Source organism: Streptomyces sp. ID05-39B (assembly GCF_033794725.1).
GTDB lineage: Bacteria > Actinomycetota > Actinomycetes > Streptomycetales > Streptomycetaceae > Streptomyces > Streptomyces bobili.
Genome location: NZ_JARGEF010000019.1, coordinates 25,608 through 45,848, shown reverse-complemented (window position 1 = coordinate 45,848; position 20,241 = coordinate 25,608). Strand labels below are relative to the sequence as shown.

General features: G+C 72.6%; 18 protein-coding genes and 1 pseudogene. 18 read left to right on the top strand and 1 reads right to left on the bottom strand.

Going from position 1 to position 20,241, the window contains the following annotated elements; genetic code table 11:
• Positions 1-69: 69 nt before the first annotated feature.
• The 8 genes from P1P75_RS07450 (at position 70) to P1P75_RS07415 (ending at position 8,765) form a co-directional block, all read left to right on the top strand.
• Entirely contained in the window at positions 70-1,176 is a 1,107-nt protein-coding gene (locus P1P75_RS07450; protein ID WP_319252746.1) for a quinone-dependent dihydroorotate dehydrogenase, read from the top strand.
• Positions 1,173-2,015, top strand: a complete 843-nt coding sequence (gene pyrF, locus P1P75_RS07445; RefSeq protein ID WP_319252744.1) for an orotidine-5'-phosphate decarboxylase — start codon at positions 1,173-1,175, stop codon at positions 2,013-2,015. The genes P1P75_RS07450 and pyrF overlap by 4 nt, the downstream gene beginning before the upstream one ends.
• Before the next feature lie 279 nt (positions 2,016-2,294).
• Entirely contained in the window at positions 2,295-2,618 is a 324-nt protein-coding gene (locus P1P75_RS07440; protein ID WP_073493500.1) for an integration host factor, read from the top strand.
• 60 nt (positions 2,619-2,678) lie between these two features.
• Positions 2,679-3,272 carry a guanylate kinase gene (gmk, locus tag P1P75_RS07435; protein WP_319252742.1) on the top strand — a complete coding sequence of 198 codons (594 nt, stop codon included), beginning with the start codon at positions 2,679-2,681 and terminating at the stop codon, positions 3,270-3,272.
• Between the two features lie 52 nt (positions 3,273-3,324).
• The gene (rpoZ, locus tag P1P75_RS07430) at positions 3,325-3,597 is read left to right on the top strand and encodes a DNA-directed RNA polymerase subunit omega (protein ID WP_003977348.1); all 273 of its coding nucleotides are present in this window, start codon (positions 3,325-3,327) and stop codon (positions 3,595-3,597) included.
• 158 nt (positions 3,598-3,755) lie between these two features.
• Positions 3,756-4,958, top strand: a complete 1,203-nt coding sequence (gene coaBC, locus P1P75_RS07425; RefSeq protein WP_319252740.1) for a bifunctional phosphopantothenoylcysteine decarboxylase/phosphopantothenate--cysteine ligase CoaBC — start codon at positions 3,756-3,758, stop codon at positions 4,956-4,958.
• A 236-nt stretch (positions 4,959-5,194) separates the two neighbouring features.
• A complete protein-coding gene (gene metK / locus P1P75_RS07420) occupies positions 5,195-6,403 on the top strand; it encodes a methionine adenosyltransferase (RefSeq protein ID WP_319252738.1) in 1,209 nt (402 codons plus the stop codon).
• Positions 6,404-6,584: 181 nt separating this feature from the next.
• Entirely contained in the window at positions 6,585-8,765 is a 2,181-nt protein-coding gene (locus P1P75_RS07415; RefSeq protein WP_319252736.1) for a primosomal protein N', read from the top strand.
• A gap of 135 nt (positions 8,766-8,900) precedes the next feature.
• Here P1P75_RS07415 and P1P75_RS07410 read toward each other — a convergent pair whose 3' ends face one another.
• Complete coding sequence (locus P1P75_RS07410) at positions 8,901-9,458, bottom strand: hypothetical protein (protein WP_319252734.1); 558 nt, start codon at positions 9,456-9,458, stop codon at positions 8,901-8,903.
• Between the two features lie 336 nt (positions 9,459-9,794).
• Between P1P75_RS07410 and fmt the strand changes: the two genes are divergently transcribed.
• The 10 genes and pseudogenes from fmt to P1P75_RS07360 form a co-directional block, all read left to right on the top strand.
• Entirely contained in the window at positions 9,795-10,739 is a 945-nt protein-coding gene (gene fmt / locus P1P75_RS07405) for a methionyl-tRNA formyltransferase (protein WP_319252732.1), read from the top strand.
• A gap of 120 nt (positions 10,740-10,859) precedes the next feature.
• Positions 10,860-12,278, top strand: a complete 1,419-nt coding sequence (locus P1P75_RS07400; RefSeq protein WP_319252730.1) for a transcription antitermination factor NusB — start codon at positions 10,860-10,862, stop codon at positions 12,276-12,278.
• A gap of 125 nt (positions 12,279-12,403) precedes the next feature.
• Positions 12,404-13,090 (top strand): ribulose-phosphate 3-epimerase, encoded by a 687-nt coding sequence (gene rpe, locus P1P75_RS07395; RefSeq protein WP_319252728.1) that lies wholly within the window; start codon positions 12,404-12,406, stop codon positions 13,088-13,090.
• Positions 13,091-13,169: 79 nt separating this feature from the next.
• Positions 13,170-14,213, top strand: a complete 1,044-nt coding sequence (locus P1P75_RS07390) for a sugar-binding transcriptional regulator (protein WP_073493508.1) — start codon at positions 13,170-13,172, stop codon at positions 14,211-14,213.
• Positions 14,214-14,262: 49 nt separating this feature from the next.
• Complete coding sequence (locus P1P75_RS07385; protein WP_319252725.1) at positions 14,263-14,664, top strand: ribonuclease domain-containing protein; 402 nt, start codon at positions 14,263-14,265, stop codon at positions 14,662-14,664.
• Positions 14,661-14,981 carry a barstar family protein gene (locus P1P75_RS07380; RefSeq protein ID WP_319252723.1) on the top strand — a complete coding sequence of 107 codons (321 nt, stop codon included), beginning with the start codon at positions 14,661-14,663 and terminating at the stop codon, positions 14,979-14,981. The genes P1P75_RS07385 and P1P75_RS07380 overlap by 4 nt, the downstream gene beginning before the upstream one ends.
• 444 nt (positions 14,982-15,425) lie before the next feature.
• Entirely contained in the window at positions 15,426-16,868 is a 1,443-nt protein-coding gene (locus P1P75_RS07375) for a GuaB1 family IMP dehydrogenase-related protein (protein WP_319252768.1), read from the top strand.
• Between the two features lie 310 nt (positions 16,869-17,178).
• Positions 17,179-18,648 carry an amino acid permease gene (locus P1P75_RS07370; protein ID WP_319252721.1) on the top strand — a complete coding sequence of 490 codons (1,470 nt, stop codon included), beginning with the start codon at positions 17,179-17,181 and terminating at the stop codon, positions 18,646-18,648.
• A 10-nt stretch (positions 18,649-18,658) separates the two neighbouring features.
• Entirely contained in the window at positions 18,659-19,111 is a 453-nt protein-coding gene (locus P1P75_RS07365) for an Lrp/AsnC family transcriptional regulator (protein WP_073493514.1), read from the top strand.
• A 155-nt stretch (positions 19,112-19,266) separates the two neighbouring features.
• Positions 19,267-20,190, top strand: a pseudogene (locus P1P75_RS07360) (MFS transporter); the annotation flags it as partial.
• Positions 20,191-20,241: the final 51 nt, after the last annotated feature.

Sequence of the window (20,241 nt, the reverse complement as noted above, 5' to 3'; positions counted from 1 at the left end):
CAGCCAGAGGGGGACACCGGAAACGGTGTCCCCCTCTGTATGAGGACTCTGCTTTATGAGGACACAGTGATGTACAAGCTCTTCTTCCGCCTGGTCTTCTCCCGGATGGATCCGGAGAAGGCCCACCACCTGGCCTTCCGCTGGATCCGGCTCGCCGCCCGCATCCCGGGCCTGCGCACCTTCCTCGCGGCTGCCCTCGCCCCCCGCCACAAGGAACTGCGCACCGAGGCCTTCGGGCTGCGCATGCACGGCCCCTTCGGGCTCGCCGCCGGCTTCGACAAGAACGCGGTCGCCGTGGACGGCATGGCGATGGTGGGCTTCGACCACGTCGAGATCGGCACGGTCACCGGGGAGGCACAGCCCGGCAACCCCAGGAAGCGGCTGTTCCGCCTGGTCGCCGACCGGGCGCTGATCAACCGCATGGGCTTCAACAACGAGGGCTCGCTGACCGTCGCCGCGCGGCTCGCCTCCCGCGAGCCCGTCTTCCGGACCGTCGTGGGCGTCAACATCGGCAAGACCAAGGCCGTACCGGAGGCCGAGGCGGTCGCCGACTACGTGAAGTCGGCCGAGCGGCTCGCGCCCTACGCCGACTACCTGGTCGTCAACGTCTCCTCGCCGAACACCCCCGGCCTGCGCAACCTCCAGGCCACGGAGGCGCTGCGGCCGCTGCTGAGCGCCGTGCGCGAGGCCGCCGACCGTACGGTCGCCCACCGGCGTGTGCCGCTGCTGGTGAAGATCGCCCCCGACCTCGCCGACGAGGACGTGGACGCCGTCGCCGACCTCGCCGTGGAACTCGGCCTGGACGGGATCATCGCCACGAACACCACCATCGCGCGCGAGGGCCTCGGGCTGACGTCCGACCCCGCTGTGGTGAAGGAGACCGGCGGCCTGTCGGGGGCGCCGCTCAAGGCGCGCTCCCTGGAGGTGCTGAGGCGCCTCTACGCGCGCGTGGGCGACCGCATCACCCTGGTGGGCGTAGGCGGCGTCCAGAGCGCCGAGGACGCCTGGGAACGCATCCTGGCGGGCGCCACCCTGGTCCAGGGCTACAGCGCCTTCGTCTACGAGGGTCCCTTCTGGGCCCGCGCGGTCCACAAGGGGCTCGCCGCCCGCCTGCGCACCAGCCCGTACGCCACCCTCGCCGACGCGGTCGGCGCCGACGTGAGGAAGACGGTATGACCCTGGAACCCTTCGGCGCCCGCCTGCGCCGTGCCATGGACGAGCGCGGCCCGCTGTGCGTCGGCATCGACCCGCACGCCTCGCTGCTCTCAGAGTGGGGCCTGGACGACACCGTCGCCGGTCTGGAGCGGTTCAGCCGCACGGTCGTCGAGGCCATGGCCGACCGCGTCGCCGTCCTGAAGCCGCAGAGCGCCTTCTTCGAGCGGTTCGGCTCGCGGGGGGTCGCCGTCCTGGAGAAGTCCGTCGAGGAGGCGCGGGCGGCCGGCGCCCTGGTCGTGATGGACGCCAAGCGCGGCGACATCGGCTCGACCATGGCGGCGTACGCCGAGACCTTCCTGCGCAAGGACTCCCCGCTCTTCTCGGACGCGCTGACCGTCTCGCCGTACCTCGGCTACGGCTCGCTCTCGCCCGCCGTGGCACTCGCGCGCGAGAGCGGCGCAGGACTGTTCGTGCTGGCGCTGACCTCCAACCCGGAGGGCGGTGAGGTCCAGCACGCGGTCCGCGCGGACGGACGTACCGTCGGCGCGACCATGCTGGCGCACCTGGCCGCCGAGAACACCGGGGAGGAGCCGCTGGGCTCCTTCGGCGCGGTCGTCGGCGCCACGCTCGGTGACCTGTCGACGTACGACCTCGACATCAACGGGCCGATCCTCGCCCCCGGCATCGGGGCACAGGGCGCCACCCCGGCGGACCTGCCGCGGGTCTTCGGGGCCGCGGTGCGCAACGTCGTGCCGAACGTCAGCCGCGGAGTGCTGCGGCACGGACCCGACATCGTCGCGCTGCGTGACCAGGCGGACCGATTCGCGCAACAGGTGCGGGCCGCGGTCGAAGCCGCCTGAACGCCGTAGGCCGTCCGACCGGGACCTCTGTCGGACGGCCGCGGACGGACTTGAGCCTGAATACATCCTCAAATCCGGGGCAATTTGTCTTAAATATCCGTCCTGGCTGAGGCTGACCAGGACTTTTCCGCTGTTCTCGCTGACTCTGGCGGTGTTGCCCGCTAGTCTCCGAGCGGAGGGTGAACGGGCAAGCGTGTCGCCCGTAGCTCCCCAGGTGAGGGGCGACCAGGTTCCTCACCGGTCCGTATCCGACAGTTCGACATCCGAGGTGACGTAGGCGTGGCTCTTCCGCCCCTTACCCCCGAACAGCGCGCAGCCGCGCTCGAAAAGGCCGCCGCGGCTCGCCGGGAGCGGGCCGAGGTCAAGAATCGACTCAAGCACTCCGGCGCCTCCCTTCACGAGGTGATCAAGCAGGGCCAGGAGAACGACGTCGTCGGCAAGATGAAGGTCTCCGCCCTCCTGGAGTCCCTGCCGGGCGTGGGCAAAGTCCGCGCCAAGCAGATCATGGAGCGGCTCGGCATCTCCGAGAGTCGCCGAGTGCGAGGTCTCGGCTCCAACCAGATCGCGTCCCTGGAGCGTGAGTTCGGCGACACGGCCAAGTGAGTCCGAAGTGCTCGGGGCGGAGCGTCCCGGGCACGGCGAGACAACTGGAATAATCGCTGCATGGCTGTAACACCCCGGGGGACGACCCCCGAACCCCCGGACGCACGTCCGCGGCTGACCGTGCTCTCCGGCCCCTCAGGGGTCGGCAAGAGCACGGTCGTCGCTCATATGCGCAAAGAACATCCCGAGGTCTGGCTCTCGGTGTCGGCGACGACCCGCAGGCCCCGCCCCGGCGAGCAGCACGGCGTCCACTATTTCTTCGTCACCGACGACGAGATGGACAAGCTGATCGCCAACGGCGAGCTGCTGGAGTGGGCCGAGTTCGCCGGCAATCGCTACGGCACCCCGCGTGCCGCCGTACTGGATCGTCTGGAGGCGGGCGAGCCCGTCCTCCTGGAGATCGATCTCCAGGGCGCCCGGCAGGTCCGCGGCTCCATGCCGGAGGCCCGGCTGGTGTTCCTCGCCCCGCCCTCCTGGGAGGAGCTGGTGCGCAGACTCACCGGCCGCGGTACCGAGCCGCCCGAGGTGATCGCACGCCGCCTGGACGCGGCCAAGATCGAACTCGCGGCCGAGCCGGAGTTCGACGAGACCCTGGTCAACACCTCCGTCGAGGACGTGGCGCGCGAGCTGCTAGCCTTGATGGATGTCGTGTGATCAGGACCATGTGATCACCGCCCGTCTTTTCCCACCTATCGGAAGGTAGAGCGTGTCCTCTTCCATCTCCGCTCCCGAGGGCATCATCAACCCGCCGATCGACGAGCTCCTCGAGGCCACCGACTCGAAGTACAGCCTCGTGATCTACGCGGCCAAGCGGGCCCGCCAGATCAACGCGTACTACTCGCAGCTCGGCGAGGGCCTCCTCGAGTACGTCGGTCCGCTCGTCGACACCCACGTCCACGAGAAGCCGCTCTCGATCGCGCTCCGCGAGATCAACGCGGGTCTGCTGACGTCCGAGGCCATCGAGGGCCCGGCTCAGTAGTATTTTCAGCTTGCGGTGAGTTTTTCCACAGGCCCGGCAGCGCGACTGCCGGGCCTGTGGTCTGCTCGGGGGTGCGGGGGGCAGGCTCCCGCGATGATGCAGCATGGACGCGTACGCCGGGAGCCACGGCGTACGTTTTCCGAGGTCGGGGAGAGACGGTGGACAAACCCAAGGTCGTGCTGGGGGTCAGTGGCGGCATCGCCGCCTACAAGGCCTGCGAGCTGCTGCGCAGACTGACCGAGTCGGGCCACGACGTACGCGTCGTCCCCACCGCCTCCGCCCTGCACTTCGTCGGCGCGGCCACCTGGTCCGCCCTCTCCGGCCACCCGGTCTCCACCGAGGTCTGGGACGACGTCCACGAGGTCCCGCACGTCCGCATCGGCCAGCACGCCGACCTGGTCGTCGTCGCCCCCGCCACGGCCGACATGCTCGCCAAGGCCGCCCACGGCCTGGCCGACGACCTGCTGACGAACACCCTGCTCACCGCCCGCTGTCCGGTCGTCTTCGCCCCGGCGATGCACACCGAGATGTGGGAGCACCCGGCCACCCAGGAGAACGTGGCGACGCTGCGCCGGCGTGGCGCCGTCGTCGTCGAACCCGCCGTCGGCCGGCTCACCGGCGTCGACACCGGCAAGGGCCGGCTGCCGGACCCCGCCGAGATCTTCGAGATCTGCCGACGCGTGCTGGCCCGCGGCGTACGGGAACCGGATCTGACCGGACGCCATGTCGTCGTCAGTGCCGGCGGCACCCGTGAGCCTCTCGACCCCGTCCGCTTCCTCGGCAACCGCTCCTCCGGCAAGCAGGGTTACGCCCTCGCCCGTACCGCCGCCGCCCGCGGCGCCCGCGTCACGCTCGTCGCGGCCAACGCCGCGCTGCCCGACCCCGCGGGCGTCGACGTCGTCCCGGTCGGCACCGCCGTACAGCTTCGGGAAGCGGTGCTGAAGGCGGCGGCCGACGCCGACGCGGTGGTCATGGCCGCCGCGGTCGCCGACTTCCGGCCCGCGAACTACGCCACGGGCAAGATCAAGAAGAAGGACGGGCAGGATCCGGACCCCGTCGTTCTCCTGCGAAATCCGGACATCCTCGCGGAGATCTCCGCCGAGCGCGCCCGCCCCGGCCAGGTCGTCGTCGGCTTCGCCGCCGAGACCGACGACGTGCTGGCCAACGGCCGGGCCAAGCTCCGTCGCAAGGGCTGTGACCTGCTGGTGGTCAACGAGGTGGGGGAGCGCAAGACCTTCGGCTCGGAGGAGAACGAGGCGGTCGTCCTGGGCGCCGACGGAAGCGAGACCCCGGTCCCGTACGGCCCCAAGGAAGCCCTGGCCGAAATCGTGTGGGACCTGGTGACGCGGCACCTGCGGTGATTGTTTGATGCGCGTCACGGTTCCCCGAGCTTGCCCGTTCGGGTGTGCGCCCCTGGCCAACAGAGGCTCGCATTCGGCAGAATGCCTGTGCCGCAGGTCACAAGGCTCCCGAGAGGCGAGACAGGTGGGCCGATGGTGAAGCGTGACCGATAAACTGTTGTCGGACGACGCCGGGCGCAGCTCCCGGCGCGCCCGCCCATGATGAGCCAGCAGCCGCTGCAACCCCAGGGAGCGTTGTGTCCCGTCGCCTGTTCACCTCGGAGTCCGTCACCGAGGGTCACCCCGACAAGATCGCTGACCAGATCAGCGACACCATCCTCGACGCGCTCCTGCGCGAGGACCCGGCGTCCCGGGTCGCCGTGGAAACCCTGATCACGACCGGTCTGGTGCACGTCGCCGGCGAGGTCACCACCAAGGCGTACGCGCCGATCCCGCAGCTCGTCCGGGACAAGATCCTGGAGATCGGCTACGACTCCTCGAAGAAGGGCTTCGACGGCGCCTCCTGCGGCGTCTCGGTGTCCATCGGCGCGCAGTCCCCGGACATCGCCCAGGGCGTCGACACGGCCTACGAGACCCGGGTCGAGGGCGACGAGGACGAGCTGGACCGTCAGGGCGCCGGCGACCAGGGCCTGATGTTCGGCTACGCGTCCGACGAGACGCCGACGCTGATGCCGCTCCCGATCTTCCTGGCCCACCGCCTGGCGAAGCGCCTCTCGGACGTCCGCAAGAACGGGACCATCCCCTACCTGCGCCCCGACGGCAAGACGCAGGTCACCATCGAGTACGACGGCGACAAGGCGGTCCGGCTGGACACGGTTGTCGTCTCCTCGCAGCACGCGTCCGACATCGACCTGGAGTCGCTGCTGGCGCCCGACATCCGCGAGTTCGTCGTGGAGCCGGAGCTGAAGGCGCTGCTCGGCGAGGGCATCAAGCTCGACACCGAGAACTACCGCCTGCTGGTCAACCCCACCGGCCGCTTCGAGATCGGCGGCCCGATGGGCGACGCCGGCCTCACCGGCCGCAAGATCATCATCGACACGTACGGCGGCTTCGCCCGCCACGGCGGCGGCGCCTTCTCCGGCAAGGACCCGTCCAAGGTCGACCGCTCCGCCGCCTACGCGATGCGCTGGGTCGCGAAGAACGTCGTCGCCGCCGGCCTGGCCGCGCGGTGCGAGGTCCAGGTCGCCTACGCGATCGGCAAGGCCGAGCCGGTCGGCCTGTTCGTCGAGACGTTCGGCACGCACAAGATCGACCCCGAGAAGATCGAGAAGGCCATCGACGAGGTCTTCGACCTCCGTCCGGCCGCGATCATCCGCGACCTCGACCTGCTGCGCCCGATCTACGCCCAGACCGCCGCGTACGGCCACTTCGGCCGCGAGCTTCCCGACTTCACGTGGGAGCGCACGGACCGCGTGGACGCGCTCAAGGAGGCGGCGGGAATCTGAGCTCCCGACCGCGACGCACGCTCCGGGCCCGGCCTCCTCAGGGAGGCCGGGCCTCGGCGTTGTACGGCCCCGCCCACCGGGCCGGGGCTGACCGGCCGGCGGCCCGGCCCCGCGGGCGGGGGCTGAGAGGTGGGGCGTTCGGCGCGGGCCGTTGTCAGTGGCGTTTGGTATGAATGCAGGCGTGAGCAGCGAGAACGGGCGGCAGGGCGGCGGTGGCGGCGGAGACGGCGCGCCGCCGGAGCAGCTCGCGCTTCTGCGGGAGACGGTCCGGCAGGCCAAGGCGCCGCGGGCGAAGCCCCGGACCTGGCGGGGTGCCGCGCTGGCCGAGCGGCTGCCGGTCGCGCGGGTGCTCGTCGACAAGGGAGTCCTGCACCTCGACCGGTACTTCGACTACGCGGTCCCGGCCGAGCTGGACGCGGACGCCCAGCCGGGCGTGCGGGTGCGGGTGCGCTTCGGGGCAGGGCGCGGACGGGTGCGCGAGGGGCGTCGCGAGGGCGGGGGCCTGATCGACGGGTTCCTCGTCGAGCGGCTCGCCGAGTCGGACTACGCGGGACCGCTGGCCGCCCTCGCCCAGGTCGTCTCGCCCGAGCCCGTCCTGGGCCCGGAGCTGCTGGGGCTGGCGCGGTCCGTCGCCGACCGTTACGCGGGGAGCCTGGCGGACGTCCTCCAGCTGGCCGTGCCGCCGCGCAGCGCCCGTGCCGAGCAGCGGCCCTCGCCCGAGCCGCTTCCGCCGCCCCAGGCGCCACAGCCGGGGTCCTGGGGGCGTTATGAGCACGGGGGCGCGTACCTCGACGCGCTGGCCTCGGGAGGGGCCCCACGGGCCGTGTGGAACGCCCTGCCCGGTTCCGGATGGAGCGAGGAACTGGCCCGCGCCGTCGCCGCCACGCTGGCCTCGGGGCGCGGCGCCCTCGTCGTCGTACCGGACGGACGGGCCGCCGCGCGGGTGGACGGTGCTCTGACGGCTCTGCTGGGGGAGGGGCGGCATGCGCTGCTCACCGCCGACGCCGGGCCACAGAAGCGGTACCGGGAGTGGCTCGCCGTGCGGCGCGGCAGTGTGCGGGCGGTCGTCGGGACGCGGGCCGCCATGTTCGCCCCGGTACGTGACCTCGGGCTGGTGGCCGTGTGGGACGACGGGGACGACAGCCACAGCGAGCTGCACGCCCCCCAGCCGCACGCGCGTGACGTGCTGCTGCTGCGGGCGGCACAGGACGGGTGTGCCTTCCTGATGGGGGGCTGGAGCTGCACCGTCGAGGGCGCGCAGCTGGTCGAGAGCGGATGGGCGCGGCCCCTGGTCGCCGGGCGCGAGCAGGTGCGCCGGGCCGTGCCGCTGGTGCGGACCGTGGGGGACCAGGATCTCGCCCGGGACGAGGCGGCGCGGGCCGCCCGGCTGCCCAGCCTCGCCTGGCAGGCCGTCCGTGAGGGACTGCGGCACGGTCCCGTGCTCGTGCAGGTCCCCCGGCGCGGCTACGTGCCGCGCATGGCGTGCGCCACGTGCCGCGCGCCCGCCCGGTGCCGGCACTGCTCTGGGCCCCTGGAGGCGCGGGACAGCGGGTCGCTGTCGTGCGGCTGGTGCGGGCGGGAGGAGAACGCCTGGCACTGCCCGGAGTGCGGGGGCTTCCGGCTGCGCGCGCAGGTGGTCGGCGCGCGGCGGACCGCCGAGGAACTGGGCCGGGCCTTCCCGGCCGTTCCGGTGCGTACCTCCGGGCGGGAGCAGGTGCTGGACACCGTGCCGGGTACGCCCGCGCTCGTCGTGAGTACACCGGGGGCCGAGCCCGTCGCCGAGGGCGGGTACGCGGCAGCCCTGCTGCTGGACGGCTGGGCCATGGTCGGACGCCCCGACCTGCGGGCCGGGGAGGACGCGCTGCGGCGCTGGATCGCCGCCGCCTCGCTGGTACGGCCGCAGGGCGACGGCGGCACCGTGGTCGTCGTCGCCGAACCGACCCTGCGGCCGGTGCAGGCGCTGGTGCGGTGGGACCCGGTCGGACATGCCGTGCGGGAGCTGGCCGAGCGGGCCGAGCTGGGCTTTCCGCCGGTGTCGCGGATGGCGGCCGTCGCCGCGGCGCCGGACGCGCTGGCTGCCTTCCTGCATTCCGTCGAGCTGCCCCCGGAGGCCGAGGTGCTCGGGCCCGTCCCGCTGCCGGTCACCCCCGAGGGGCGGACCCGTCGGCCGGGGGCGCCGCCGCCCGGCGAGCAGTGGGAGCGTGCGCTGATCCGGGTGCCGCCCGGGAAGGGCGCCGCTCTGGCCGCGGCGCTGAAGACGGCCCAGGCCGCACGGATGGCGGCGCGGGGCGGCGCCGCGGGCTCGCGGGGCGAGGGCTCGGGGGCCGTGTGGGTGCGGGTCGATCCGCAGGACATCGGGTGAGGGTCGCAGGAGGCGCGGGGCGGGCAGCGGCGCCGGCCTCGGCGGTGGGCCGCCACGCGGCGAGGGCGTCGGCGCCGCGGACATGCGTCTGCCCTCTCGGGCGGGTGCCGAGAGGGCAGTGGGGGCGGAGCGCCGTCAGCCGTTGCGCGGGCCGGGGAAGGCCGTCGGTCTCGCCTCCTCGCGCAGGGACGAGCTGCCTCCCGTGGGCTGGGTCGGCATCGAGCGGGCCGCGGGGACCGTGGGCACCACGGAGACGCCGGCGCCCACATTGACCGTGCGGGGGGCCGGAGCCTCCGCCACCGTGCGCTCGACGTCCGTGGCGGTGGCGCCGGCCGTCCGAGCGGCGGTCCGGCGGGCGCCGTAGCGGCGGTGGACCGCCTGCTTGGTGACGCCGAGCGCGGAGCCCACCGCGTCCCACGAGAAGCCGAGCGAGCGGTCGAAGTCCACCGCCGCGGTGACCAGGGTCTCGACACTGTCCCGCAGTTCCTGGGCGAGGCGCACCGTCGGGGCGGGGGCGCGTCCGTAGACGACGAAGCCCGTGGACGGGCCGGAGCGGCGGGGGCGGTAGACGTTGCCCAGCTGGGCGGTGAGGGTGCGCAGCGCGTCCACCTGCCGGCGGACCCGCTCGATGTCCCGCACCAGCAATTGCAGGCTGGCCCGGGCCTGGGCGTCGTGGGTTGCGTGGTCGGCCATGAACAAGCCTCTCGAACCGGCGTTGAAGAGATATGGGCCGGGCCGCGGTCGGCGCGGTCCGGTGTGGTCAACTCTGTCTTGACCAACGCGGGTGCGCTCCGCTGGTCACGGTGTGGGGGCGTATGGGCATATGCGTACGCCCCCGGCGTGGTCTCGGCTCGGCCTTCGGCCTTCGCCGTTTCCGTCTTCCACCCGCGCACCGCCCGATCGGCCGGACAGGGAAGTGAAGTGAACCCCTCCCGTGGGGGCTCGGCGCCGTCGGCGGCTCTTCCTTCTCGCGCAATAAACTTGTGCGTCGCCCGTCGTCCGTTTCCTTCGAGAGGCCCGTGCCCACTCATGAAGCTCGTCTTCGCCGGTACCCCCGAGGTCGCCGTTCCCGCTCTGGACGCCCTGCTCGCCTCCGGGCGGCACGAGGTGGCCGCCGTCGTCACGCGACCCGACGCGCAGGCGGGCCGGGGGCGCAGGCTGGTCGCCTCTCCCGTGGCCCAGCGGGCCGAGGAGGCCGGGATCGAGGTGCTCAAGCCCGTCCGGCCGCGGGAGCCGGAGTTCCTGGCGCGGCTCAAGGAGATCGCACCGGACTGCTGTCCCGTCGTCGCCTACGGCGCCCTGCTTCCGAAGGCGGCCCTCGACATCCCGGCCCGCGGCTGGGTCAATCTGCACTTCTCGCTGCTGCCCGCCTGGCGGGGTGCCGCGCCGGTGCAGCACGCAGTGATGGCGGGTGACGAGATCACGGGCGCCTCCACGTTCCTCATCGAGGAGGGGCTCGACTCAGGACCCGTCTACGGCACGGTGACGGAGGAGGTCCGGCCCACCGACACCAGTGGTGACCTGCTGACCCGGCTGGCCTTCGCGGGAGCCGGTCTGCTCGCGGCCACCATGGACGGCATCGAGGACGGCACGCTGAAGGCCGTACCGCAGCCTCAGGACGGCATCACCCTCGCCCCGAAGATCACTGTCGAGTACGCCCAGGTCGACTGGTCCGCTCCCGCCCTGCGCGTCGACCGTGTGGTGCGCGGGTGCACGCCGGCGCCCGGTGCCTGGACGACGTTCCGCGGGGAGCGGCTCAAGCTGATCCAGGTGCGGACGGCGCCCGGGCGCGATGATCTCGCGGCGGGCGAGCTGGCCGTCGGCAAGAACAGCGTGCACGTGGGCACCGGTTCGCACGCCGTCGAGCTGCTGTGGGTGCAGGCGCAGGGCAAGAAGCCGATGCGGGCGGCGGACTGGGCCCGTGGGGTGCGCATCGCGGACGGCGAGCGGGTCGGGGAGCCTGCCGGGGAGTAGGCGGGGAGTAGGCGGGGAGTAGCCGGCGAGTGCCGCCTGGGGTGACGCCCCGCGCCGGGGTCCCGTCTGCCCGTCGTAGGCTGGGCGTACCGTCATCCTGCAATCCGGAGCACCTTTTTCGTGAGCGAGCAGCCCAGCCGTCCCCGCACCACCGGCAAGCCCCACCGTCGGCCCAAGAAGGACCCCGTCCGCTTCCTCGCCTTCGAGGTGCTGCGGGCCGTGGACGAGCGGGACGCCTACGCCAACCTCGTGCTGCCGCCGCTGCTGCGCAAGGCACGGGCGAGCGGGGACTTCGACGGGCGGGACGCCGCCCTCGCCACCGAGCTGGTGTACGGGACGCTGCGGCGGCAGGGGACGTACGACGCGATCGTCGCCGCGTGCGTCGACCGGCCGCTGCGGGAGGTGGACCCGCCGGTGCTCGACGTGCTCAGCCTGGGGGCGCACCAGCTGCTCGGGACGCGCATCCCGACGCACGCCGCCGTGTCCGCCTCGGTCGAGCTGGCGCGGGTGGTGCTGGGCGACGGGCGGGCCAAGTTCGTCAACGCCGTCCTGCGCAAGGTCGCTCAGCACGACTTCAACGCCTGGACCGAGAAGATCGCGCCGCCCTACGAGGACGACCCCGAGGACCATCTCGCCCTCGTCCACTCGCACCCGCGCTGGATCGTCTCCGCGCTGTGGGACTCCCTCGGCGGCGGCCGGGCCGGCATCGAGGAACTGCTCAAGGCCGACAACGAGCGGCCCGAGGTCACCCTGGTCGCCCGGCCCGGACGGTCCACGACGGACGAGCTGATGGACGAGGAGGCCGCCGTCGCCGGACGCTGGTCGCCGTACGCCGTGCGGCTCACCGAAGGCGGCGAGCCCGGCGCGATCGACGCCGTGCGGTCCGGGCGCGCGGGCGTACAGGACGAGGGCAGCCAGCTCGTGGCGCTCGCGCTCGCCAACGCGCCCCTGGACGGGAGTGACGCGCACTGGCTCGACGGGTGCGCCGGGCCCGGCGGCAAGGCCGCCCTGCTGGCGGCGCTCGCCGCCGAACGCGGTGCCGTGCTGCTGGCCTCGGAGAAGCAGCCGCACCGGGCACGGCTCGTGGCCAAGGCGCTCGACGGGAACCCCGGCCCGTACCAGGTCGTGACCGCCGACGGGACGCGGCCGCCGTGGCGGCCCGGCTCCTTCGACCGGGTGCTGATGGACGTGCCCTGCACCGGGCTCGGCGCCCTGCGCCGCCGGCCCGAGGCGCGCTGGCGGCGCAAGACGGAGGACCTGGACGGCTTCGCGCCCCTGCAGCGCGGGCTGCTGCGGACCGCCCTGGAGTCCGTGCGGGTCGGGGGCGTCGTCGGGTACGCCACCTGCTCGCCGCATCTCGCCGAGACCCGGGCGGTCGTCGCCGACCTGCTCAAGCAGTTCCCGCAGACCGAACTCGTCGACGCCCGGCCCCTGCTCCCGGGCGTGCCCTCGCTCGGTGACGGCCCCGACATCCAGCTCTGGCCGCATGTGCACGGGACCGACGCGATGTACCTGGCGATCATCCGGCGCACCGGCTGACCGCGGGCCAGCGGTGCGAGGGCGACGGCCGTGCGACAGCGCGCCGACGGCCCGCACTGTACAGAGCCGGATATCCGTTCGGGACCGATGCCGCTAACCCCCGTGGGGCATGGCAGGCTTGGGGCATGGCCGCGCAGATCAACCCCAGCATCCTGTCCGCCGACTTCGCCCGCCTCGCGGACGAGGCCGAGGCGGTCGCCGGAGCCGACTGGCTCCATGTCGACGTCATGGACAACCACTTCGTCCCGAACCTCACGCTCGGCGTGCCGATCGTGGAGTCGCTGGCCCGCGCGACGGACACCCCGCTGGACTGCCATCTGATGATCGAGGACCCCGATCGCTGGGCCCCCCAGTACGTCGAGGCGGGTGCCTCGTCCGTCACCTTCCACGTCGAGGCGGCCGCCGCGCCGGTGCGGCTGGCCCGCGAGATCCGCGCCAAGGGTGCCCGCGCCTCCATGGCGCTGAAGCCGGCGACGCCGATCGAGCCGTACGAGGACCTGCTGCCCGAGCTGGACATGCTGCTGATCATGACCGTCGAGCCGGGCTTCGGCGGCCAGGCCTTTCTCGACATCATGCTGCCGAAGATCCGCCGCACCCGGGAGCTGATCGGCAAGCACGGACTTCAGCTGTGGCTCCAGGTCGACGGAGGTGTCTCGGCGTCGACGATCGAGCGCTGCGCGGAGGCGGGCGCGGACGTCTTCGTGGCCGGTTCGGCGGTGTACGGCGCCGAGGACCCGGCCGAGGCGGTCCGTGCGCTGCGCGCGCAGGCGGACGCGGCGACCGCCAAGGCGTCCTGGGCGTGCGACCACTGAACCACGGCTACGTGAACGGCTTTTCATCGGGACCGATCAAGTGCGCCGCATCTGCAAGGATGAACGGCGTATCCAGAGTGTGAACAGCAGTGAGGAGATCGCCGTGTCGGGTATGTCGGCGGGCCGGTCAGCCATGCGGATGGGACCCGCTGAGCTGGTGCAGGCGGCGGCCATGGCCCGCCGCTTCTACCTCGAGGGCAAATCCAAGATCCAGATCGCCGAGGAGTTCGGCGTCAGCCGCTTCAAGGTGGCCAGGGTCCTGGAAACCGCTCTCGAACGGGATCTCGTACGGATCGAGATCCGTGTGCCGGCCGAACTGGACGCCGAGCGCTCCGACGCGCTCCGCGCCAGGTACGGCCTCAGGCACGCAGTGGTGGTCGAGTCCCCGGCCGACGCCGAGGAGTCGCCCGACCCCGAGAACCTGGGGGAGGTGGCCGCCGACCTGCTCGGCGAGCTGCTCAACGAGGGGGACGTCCTGGGCCTGGCCTGGGGCCGGTCCACCATCCACATGGCGGCGGCGCTGGACCGGCTGCCGCCCTGCACGGTGGTGCAGCTGACGGGCGTGTACGACGCCGGGACCGCCGAGCGCGGCTCGGTCGAGGCCGTCCGCCGTGCCGCCCAGGTGTCCGGCGGTGACGCGCACCCCATCTACGCGCCGATGCTGCTGCCGGACGCGGCCACCGCGATCGCGCTGCGCCACCAGACCGGGATCGCCCGCGCCTTCGAGTACTTCGACAAGGTCACGGTCGCCTGTGTCTCCATCGGCTCCTGGGAGCCGGGCATCTCGACGGTGCACGACATGCTCAGCGACGAGGAGCGGGCGCACTACGCCTCGCTCGGTGTCGCCGCCGAGATGTCCGCGCACCTCTTCGACTCCGAGGGGCGCCGGGTCGGCCGGGACCTCGGCGAGCGGTGCATCACCGTCAAGGCGGACCAGCTCCGCCGTATCCCGGAGGTCGTCGCGATCGCGGGCGGTCAGCGCAAGGCGGGCGCGATCGACGCGGTGCTGCGCTCGGGGCTCGTCACCAGCCTGGTGACGGACACCTCGGCCGCGGACTACCTGATGACGGCGGGCCCGCCGCCCAGGCCCGCCCTGAACCGGGCGGACCCCGACGGGGTCTGACCGGCCACGACAGCAGGTCATGAGGGGACGGCCGTGACAGCATCGACGCATGCTGCTGCGGTGCGTCCCCCGTGTGCTTCCCGGCCTGCTGATCCTGCTCACGGCCTGCCTGCTCGTGCTGCTGCCGGGCTGTACGACGACGGAGCCCTCCACCGGACCGTCCCGGTCGGACGGTCCGGCCACCGTCACGATCTCCGAGCTGCCGGCCGAGGCCCGGCGGACCCTGGACCTCATCGACGCGGGCGGGCCCTTCCCGTACGCCAGGGACGGCGCCGTCTTCGGCAACTTCGAGGGGCTGCTGCCCCGGCGCGAGCGGGGCTACTACCGCGAGTACACCGTGCCCACGCCGGGCTCGCGCGACCGCGGGGCCCGGCGCATCGTCACCGGGCAGGGCGGCGAGATCTACTACACCGACGATCACTACGACTCGTTCAGGGCGGTACGCGGATGACGCAGCACGTGGTCACACTGGACCTCGACGGGGTCACGGACAAGGCCGGCCTGATGGACCGCGCCGCCCGTGCTCTGGGCCTGCCCGAGTGGTTCGGGCGCAACTGGGACGCGCTCGTCGACTGCCTGTCCGACCCCGGCGTCTGGCCCGCGGAGGGCACGGACGGGGGGCTGCTGGTCGTCGTACGGGGCTGGCGGCCGTTCGCGCGGGAGAACGCGCAGGAGTGGGCGGTCGCCGAGGACGTGTTCGCGCAGGCCGTGGACCGGACGCCGGAGCTGTCGGTGGCGCTCGCCCTCGGGGGCGGCTCGGGCGTTTGAGCGGCGGGCTCGGCGTGGGCTCGGCGGGCGGCATCGGGCGCGTTCCGACCGGTGAGCGTCGTGGTGTGCCCGATGGGTGGGGCGTCGTGTGCGTTCGGACGGCGGGCGTCGGGCGCGGCGCCCCACTGGTGGGCACCGAGTGTGCCCCGACCGGTGGCACCGAGTGTGTCCGACCGGTGGGCCTCGTGTGCGCCCGACAGGCCGGCTCTGCGGGGCGCTCGGGGAGTCGGCTCGGCGGGAGCGCTAGCCGGTGGGCGCTCTGCGGGCGCTTCGGTGTCCGGCCTCGTGGGCATCTCTCGGACGTTCCTCCGAACGCCCTCCTGACCAGCCTGGACGATCGTCCCGGATCGGGCATGACGGCTCTCATGGGACAATGAAGTACGTGCTCTGCCCCCTGGCCGGCCGGTCCGGGGGTCACCTCTGATCGACTGGGATGTGCAGCACGTGCGTTTCCTCAACGACATCCAGCCCGCCTACGACCTCACCTACGACGACGTCTTCATGGTGCCGAGCCGCAGTGCGGTCGGGTCGCGTCTGGGCGTGGACCTCAACTCCCCGGACGGCACCGGCACCACGGTCCCGCTGGTCGTCGCCAACATGACCGCCGTCGCCGGGCGACGGATGGCCGAGACCGTGGCGCGGCGCGGCGGGCTCGTGGTGATCCCCCAGGACATCCCGATCGACGTCGTCACCGACGTCATCTCCTGGGTCAAGAGCCGCCACCTCGTGCTGGACACCCCGATCGTGCTCGCCCCGCACCAGACCGTCGCCGACGCGCTGGCCCTGCTGCCCAAGCGCGCGCACAACGCCGGCGTCGTCGTGGACGGCGACGGCCGCCCCGTCGGTGTCGTCACCGACGCGGACCTCAGCGGCGTCGACCGCTTCACGCAGCTCACCGAGGTCATGTCGAAGGACCTGCTGCTGCTCGACGCGGACATCGACCCCCGTGAGGCCTTCAACACCCTCGACGCGGCCAACCGGCGCTACGCCCCCGCCGTCGACGCGGACGGCCGGCTCGCCGGCATCCTCACCCGCAAGGGCGCCCTGCGCGCCACGCTCTACACGCCCGCCACCGACGCGCGGGGCAGGCTGCGGATCGCCGCCGCCGTCGGCATCAACGGTGACTTCGCCGAGAAGGCCAAGCTGCTGCTGGACGCCGGCGTCGACACCCTCGTCATCGACACGGCCCACGGCCACCAGGAGTCGATGCTCAACGCGATCAGGCTGGTGCGCGACCTCGACCCGCAGGTCCCGATCGTCGCAGGGAACATCGTGTCCGCCGAGGGCGTCAAGGACCTGATCGACGCGGGCGCCGACATCATCAAGGTAGGCGTCGGCCCCGGCGCCATGTGCACCACCCGCATGATGACCGGCGTGGGCCGGCCGCAGTTCTCCGCGGTCCTGGAGTGCGCGGCCGAGGCCAGGAAGTACGGCAAGCACGTGTGGGCCGACGGCGGTGTCCGCCACCCGCGCGACGTGGCGATGGCCCTCGCGGCCGGCGCGTCCAACGTGATGATCGGCTCCTGGTTCTCCGGCACCTACGAGTCCCCGGGCGACCTCCAGCAGGACGCGAGCGGACGGCTCTACAAGGAGTCGTTCGGCATGGCGTCCGCGCGCGCCGTACGCAACCGCACCTCCGAGGAGTCGGCGTACGACCGCGCCCGCAAGGCGCTGTTCGAGGAGGGCATCTCCACCTCCCGCATGTTCCTCGACCCGGCCCGTCCGGGCGTCGAGGACCTGATCGACGCGATCATCGCGGGCGTCCGCTCCTCCTGCACCTACGCCGGTGCCGCCTCCCTGGAGGAGTTCGCCGAGAAGGCCATCGTCGGCATCCAGAGCGCTGCCGGTTACGCGGAGGGCCAGCCCCTGCACGCCAGCTGGAGCTGACCGCCGCGAAGACGAGTTCCCGCGGGTCCGGCTCCGGCCGGGCCCGCGGCTTCTTCTTTCGTGCCGCCTCCCCGTCAGGGGCCCCTGACGTGCACAGCCGTCGCCGCGCAACGAATAGGCACCCCGCCGGGATAGACGCAACGATCTTGCGGATACGCGCAAGGTTGCTGCATTACACCGGCAACGCTCCGCCTCGTAGGGTCGTGCGCTGTACAAGGTGTGGCGGGGACCCCGCTCGGTGGGTTCCTGTTCACGCAGGGGTGCCGCCGGTCCCCGTCGCTCCACCTCGCAGCGACAAAGGAGTCAGCGCGTGCTCGACCAAGGCGCACCCCCGCAGCAGCGCGACCGCACCGTCCCCGCATCCCCCGGGCTCGGCGTGCGCCTCATGCGGCGCAAGCCCGTGGAACACCTGGTCGCCGAGGGTGGCCAGGGCGAGGGAGGGTCACTGCGGCGCTCCCTCGGGCTGTGGCAGCTCACCATGATCAGTATCGGCGCGACGCTCGGTACGGGCATCTTCGTCGTCCTCGGCGAGGCGGTCCCCAAAGCCGGCCCCGCCGTCACGCTGTCCTTCGTGATCGCCGGACTCACGGCACTCTTCTCGGCCCTGTCCTACGCCGAACTGGCGGGCACCATCCCGGTCGCCGGCTCCTCCTACTCGTATGCGTACGCAACGATGGGTGAGCTGATCGCCTGGATCTGCGGCTGGTGCCTGGTCCTGGAGTACGGCGTGTCGGTCGCCGCCGTCGCCGTCGGCTGGGGCGAGTACCTCAACGAACTGCTCGACGGCACCATCGGCGTGACCATCCCGGCCGCCCTGTCCGCCCCGCCCGGTGACGGCGGTGTCTTCAACCTGCCCGCCCTGATCGTCGTCCTGCTGGCGATGACGTTCCTGCTCGGCGGCGCCCGCGAGTCCGCCCGCGCCAACACCGTCATGGTCGTCGTGAAGATCGCAGCGCTGGTGATGTTCTGCGCGATCGGCGTCCAGGGCTTCCGCTCGGGCAACTACGAGGACTTCATGCCGCTCGGCATGGCCGGCGTCAGCGCCGCCGGGGCCACGCTCTTCTTCTCGTACATCGGCTTCGACGCCGCCTCCACCGCCGGCGAGGAGGCGACGAACGCCCAGCGCGACCTGCCCCGCGCGATCATGCTGTCCCTGGTCATCGTGACCACGCTGTACGTCCTCGTCGCCGCCGTCGCCGTGGGCGCCAGGCCCTGGCAGGGCTTCACCGACTCCGAGGCCGCGCTCGCCCAGATCATGCGCGACGTCACCGGCCAGGCGTTCTGGGGCACCCTGCTGGCGTTCTGCGCCGTCATCGCCATCGCGAGCGTCGTCCTGACCGTCCTGTACGGCCAGACCCGCATCCTCTTCGCGATGTCCCGGGACGGGCTCGTGCCCAAGGTGTTCTCCCGCGTCCACCCCAAGACCGGCGCACCCCGCGCCAACACGCTGATCGTCTCCCTCTTCTGCGGCGTCCTGGCCGCGGCCGTACCGCTGGGCCAGCTGGCCGACGCCACCAGCATCGGCACCCTCTTCGCCTTCGCACTGGTCAACGTGGCCGTCGTGATCCTGCGCCGGACCCGCCCGGAGATGCCCCGCACCTTCCGTGTCCCGCTGTCGCCCCTGCTGCCCGCGCTGGGCTTCGCCTTCTGCGTCTGGATGATGGGCAGCCTGTCCGCCGTCACCTGGGTGGTCTTCGGTGTCTGGATGGCGGTCGGCCTCGTGTTCTACTTCCTTTACGGCCATCGCCGCTCCCGCCTCGCGTCATCCGAAGTGAAGTGAACGACCCGCAGTGCTGAACGATCTCGACGAACGCATCGTGCACGCCCTCGCCGAGGACGCCCGTCGCTCCTACGCGGACATCGGGCAACTCGTCGGCCTCTCCGCGCCCGCCGTGAAGCGGCGCGTGGACCGGCTGCGCGCCACCGGGGCCATCACCGGCTTCACGGTCCGCGTCGACCCGGCGGCCCTGGGCTGGGAGACCGAGGGGTACGTCGAGATCTACTGCCGGCGCAACACCTCGCCGGAGACCATCCAGCGGGGCCTGGAGCGCTACCAGGAAGTCGTGGCCGCCTCCACCGTCACCGGGGAGGCGGACGCGATCGCCCAGGTCTTCGCCGCCGACATGCGTCACTTCGAGCGCGTCCTGGAGCGGATCGCGGGGGAGCCGTTCGTCGAGCGCACCAAGTCCGTACTGGTGCTCTCCCCGCTGCTGCGCCGCTTCTCGTCCGGCTCACCGACCTGAGCGCCGCCCGCCCCGCAAAGGGCTGGTGAGCGAGCCGGGCCCGGGTCTACCCTCGATGCCATGACCTGGCGACATTGATCCCGTAGCCGTGCCTCCCGAGGGCCGCCTCGGACGCCGTACCCCCGGTGTCCGATACGTCCCTTCGGGAAGGCCTCATGACTCTCTCACCTGCGCGTGTGCCCGTCGCCGTGCCCGGCGTACGGCGGCTCACGGCCACGCTGTACGGCTATGCGTTCCTGGACGAGTTCGTCCTGCTCTACCCGGTGTACGCGCTGCTCTTCGCCGACACAGGGCTGTCCGTCGGACAGATCTCCTCGCTGTTCGTCCTCTGGTCGGCGACCGGCGTCCTGCTGGAGGTCCCCTCCGGTGCCTGGGCGGACGCCGTCTCGCGCCGCCTGCTGCTGTGGCTCGGCCCGCTGCTGGGCGCGGCCGGCTTCGCCCTGTGGGTGTTCGTCCCGTCCTACTGGGCCTTCGCCGCGGGCTTCGTGCTGTGGGGCGCGCGCGGGGCGCTGGGGTCCGGTGCGCTGGAGGCCCTGGTCTACGAGGAGCTGGAGCGCCTCGGCGCGGCGGACCGCTACGCCCGGATCATGGGCCGGGCCCAGGCGGCCGGCCAGGTCGCGGTGATGACGGCGATGGCCCTGGCCGGTCCGGTGTTCGCGGCGTACGGCTATCCGGCGGTCGGTGCGGCCAGTGTGCTGGCCTGTCTGCTCTGCGCGGCGACGGCGACCCGCTTCCCGGAGCACCGCGGCCCCGCGACGGCCGTACCGGACGGTGAGGGCTGGGCGGCCACCCTGCGGGCCGGTCTCGGCGAGGCCCGCCGCGACCGCTCCGTGCGCGGCGCCCTGCTGCTCGTCCCGGCCGTCGCCGCCGTCTGGGGCGCCCTCGACGAGTACACCCCGCTGCTGGCACGCGACACCGGCGCCGCCGACGCGACCATCCCCTACCTGCTGGTGATGATCTGGGCCGGTGTCACCGCCGGAAGCCTGCTCGCCGGCCCGGCCGAACGCCTGGGCCGCCGCGGGTTCGGCGCGCTGCTCACGGCCTCCGCGCTCGCCCTCGCCGCGGGCGCGGGGTCGGGCTTCCGTGGCGGGTGCCGGGTCGGGCTCGCGTGGTGGTGGTGGCGGGTGCCG

Coding starts and splice junctions, on each gene's coding strand:
- P1P75_RS07450 (WP_319252746.1), top strand. CDS start 70: ATGTACAAGCTCTTCTTCCGCCTGGTCTTCTCCCGGATGGATCCGGAG.
- pyrF (WP_319252744.1), top strand. CDS start 1,173: ATGACCCTGGAACCCTTCGGCGCCCGCCTGCGCCGTGCCATGGACGAG.
- gmk (WP_319252742.1), top strand. CDS start 2,679: ATGGCTGTAACACCCCGGGGGACGACCCCCGAACCCCCGGACGCACGT.
- P1P75_RS07410 (WP_319252734.1), bottom strand. CDS start 9,458: ATGGCCGACCACGCAACCCACGACGCCCAGGCCCGGGCCAGCCTGCAA.
- fmt (WP_319252732.1), top strand. CDS start 9,795: ATGAAGCTCGTCTTCGCCGGTACCCCCGAGGTCGCCGTTCCCGCTCTG.
- rpe (WP_319252728.1), top strand. CDS start 12,404: ATGGCCGCGCAGATCAACCCCAGCATCCTGTCCGCCGACTTCGCCCGC.
- P1P75_RS07385 (WP_319252725.1), top strand. CDS start 14,263: ATGCTGCTGCGGTGCGTCCCCCGTGTGCTTCCCGGCCTGCTGATCCTG.
- P1P75_RS07380 (WP_319252723.1), top strand. CDS start 14,661: ATGACGCAGCACGTGGTCACACTGGACCTCGACGGGGTCACGGACAAG.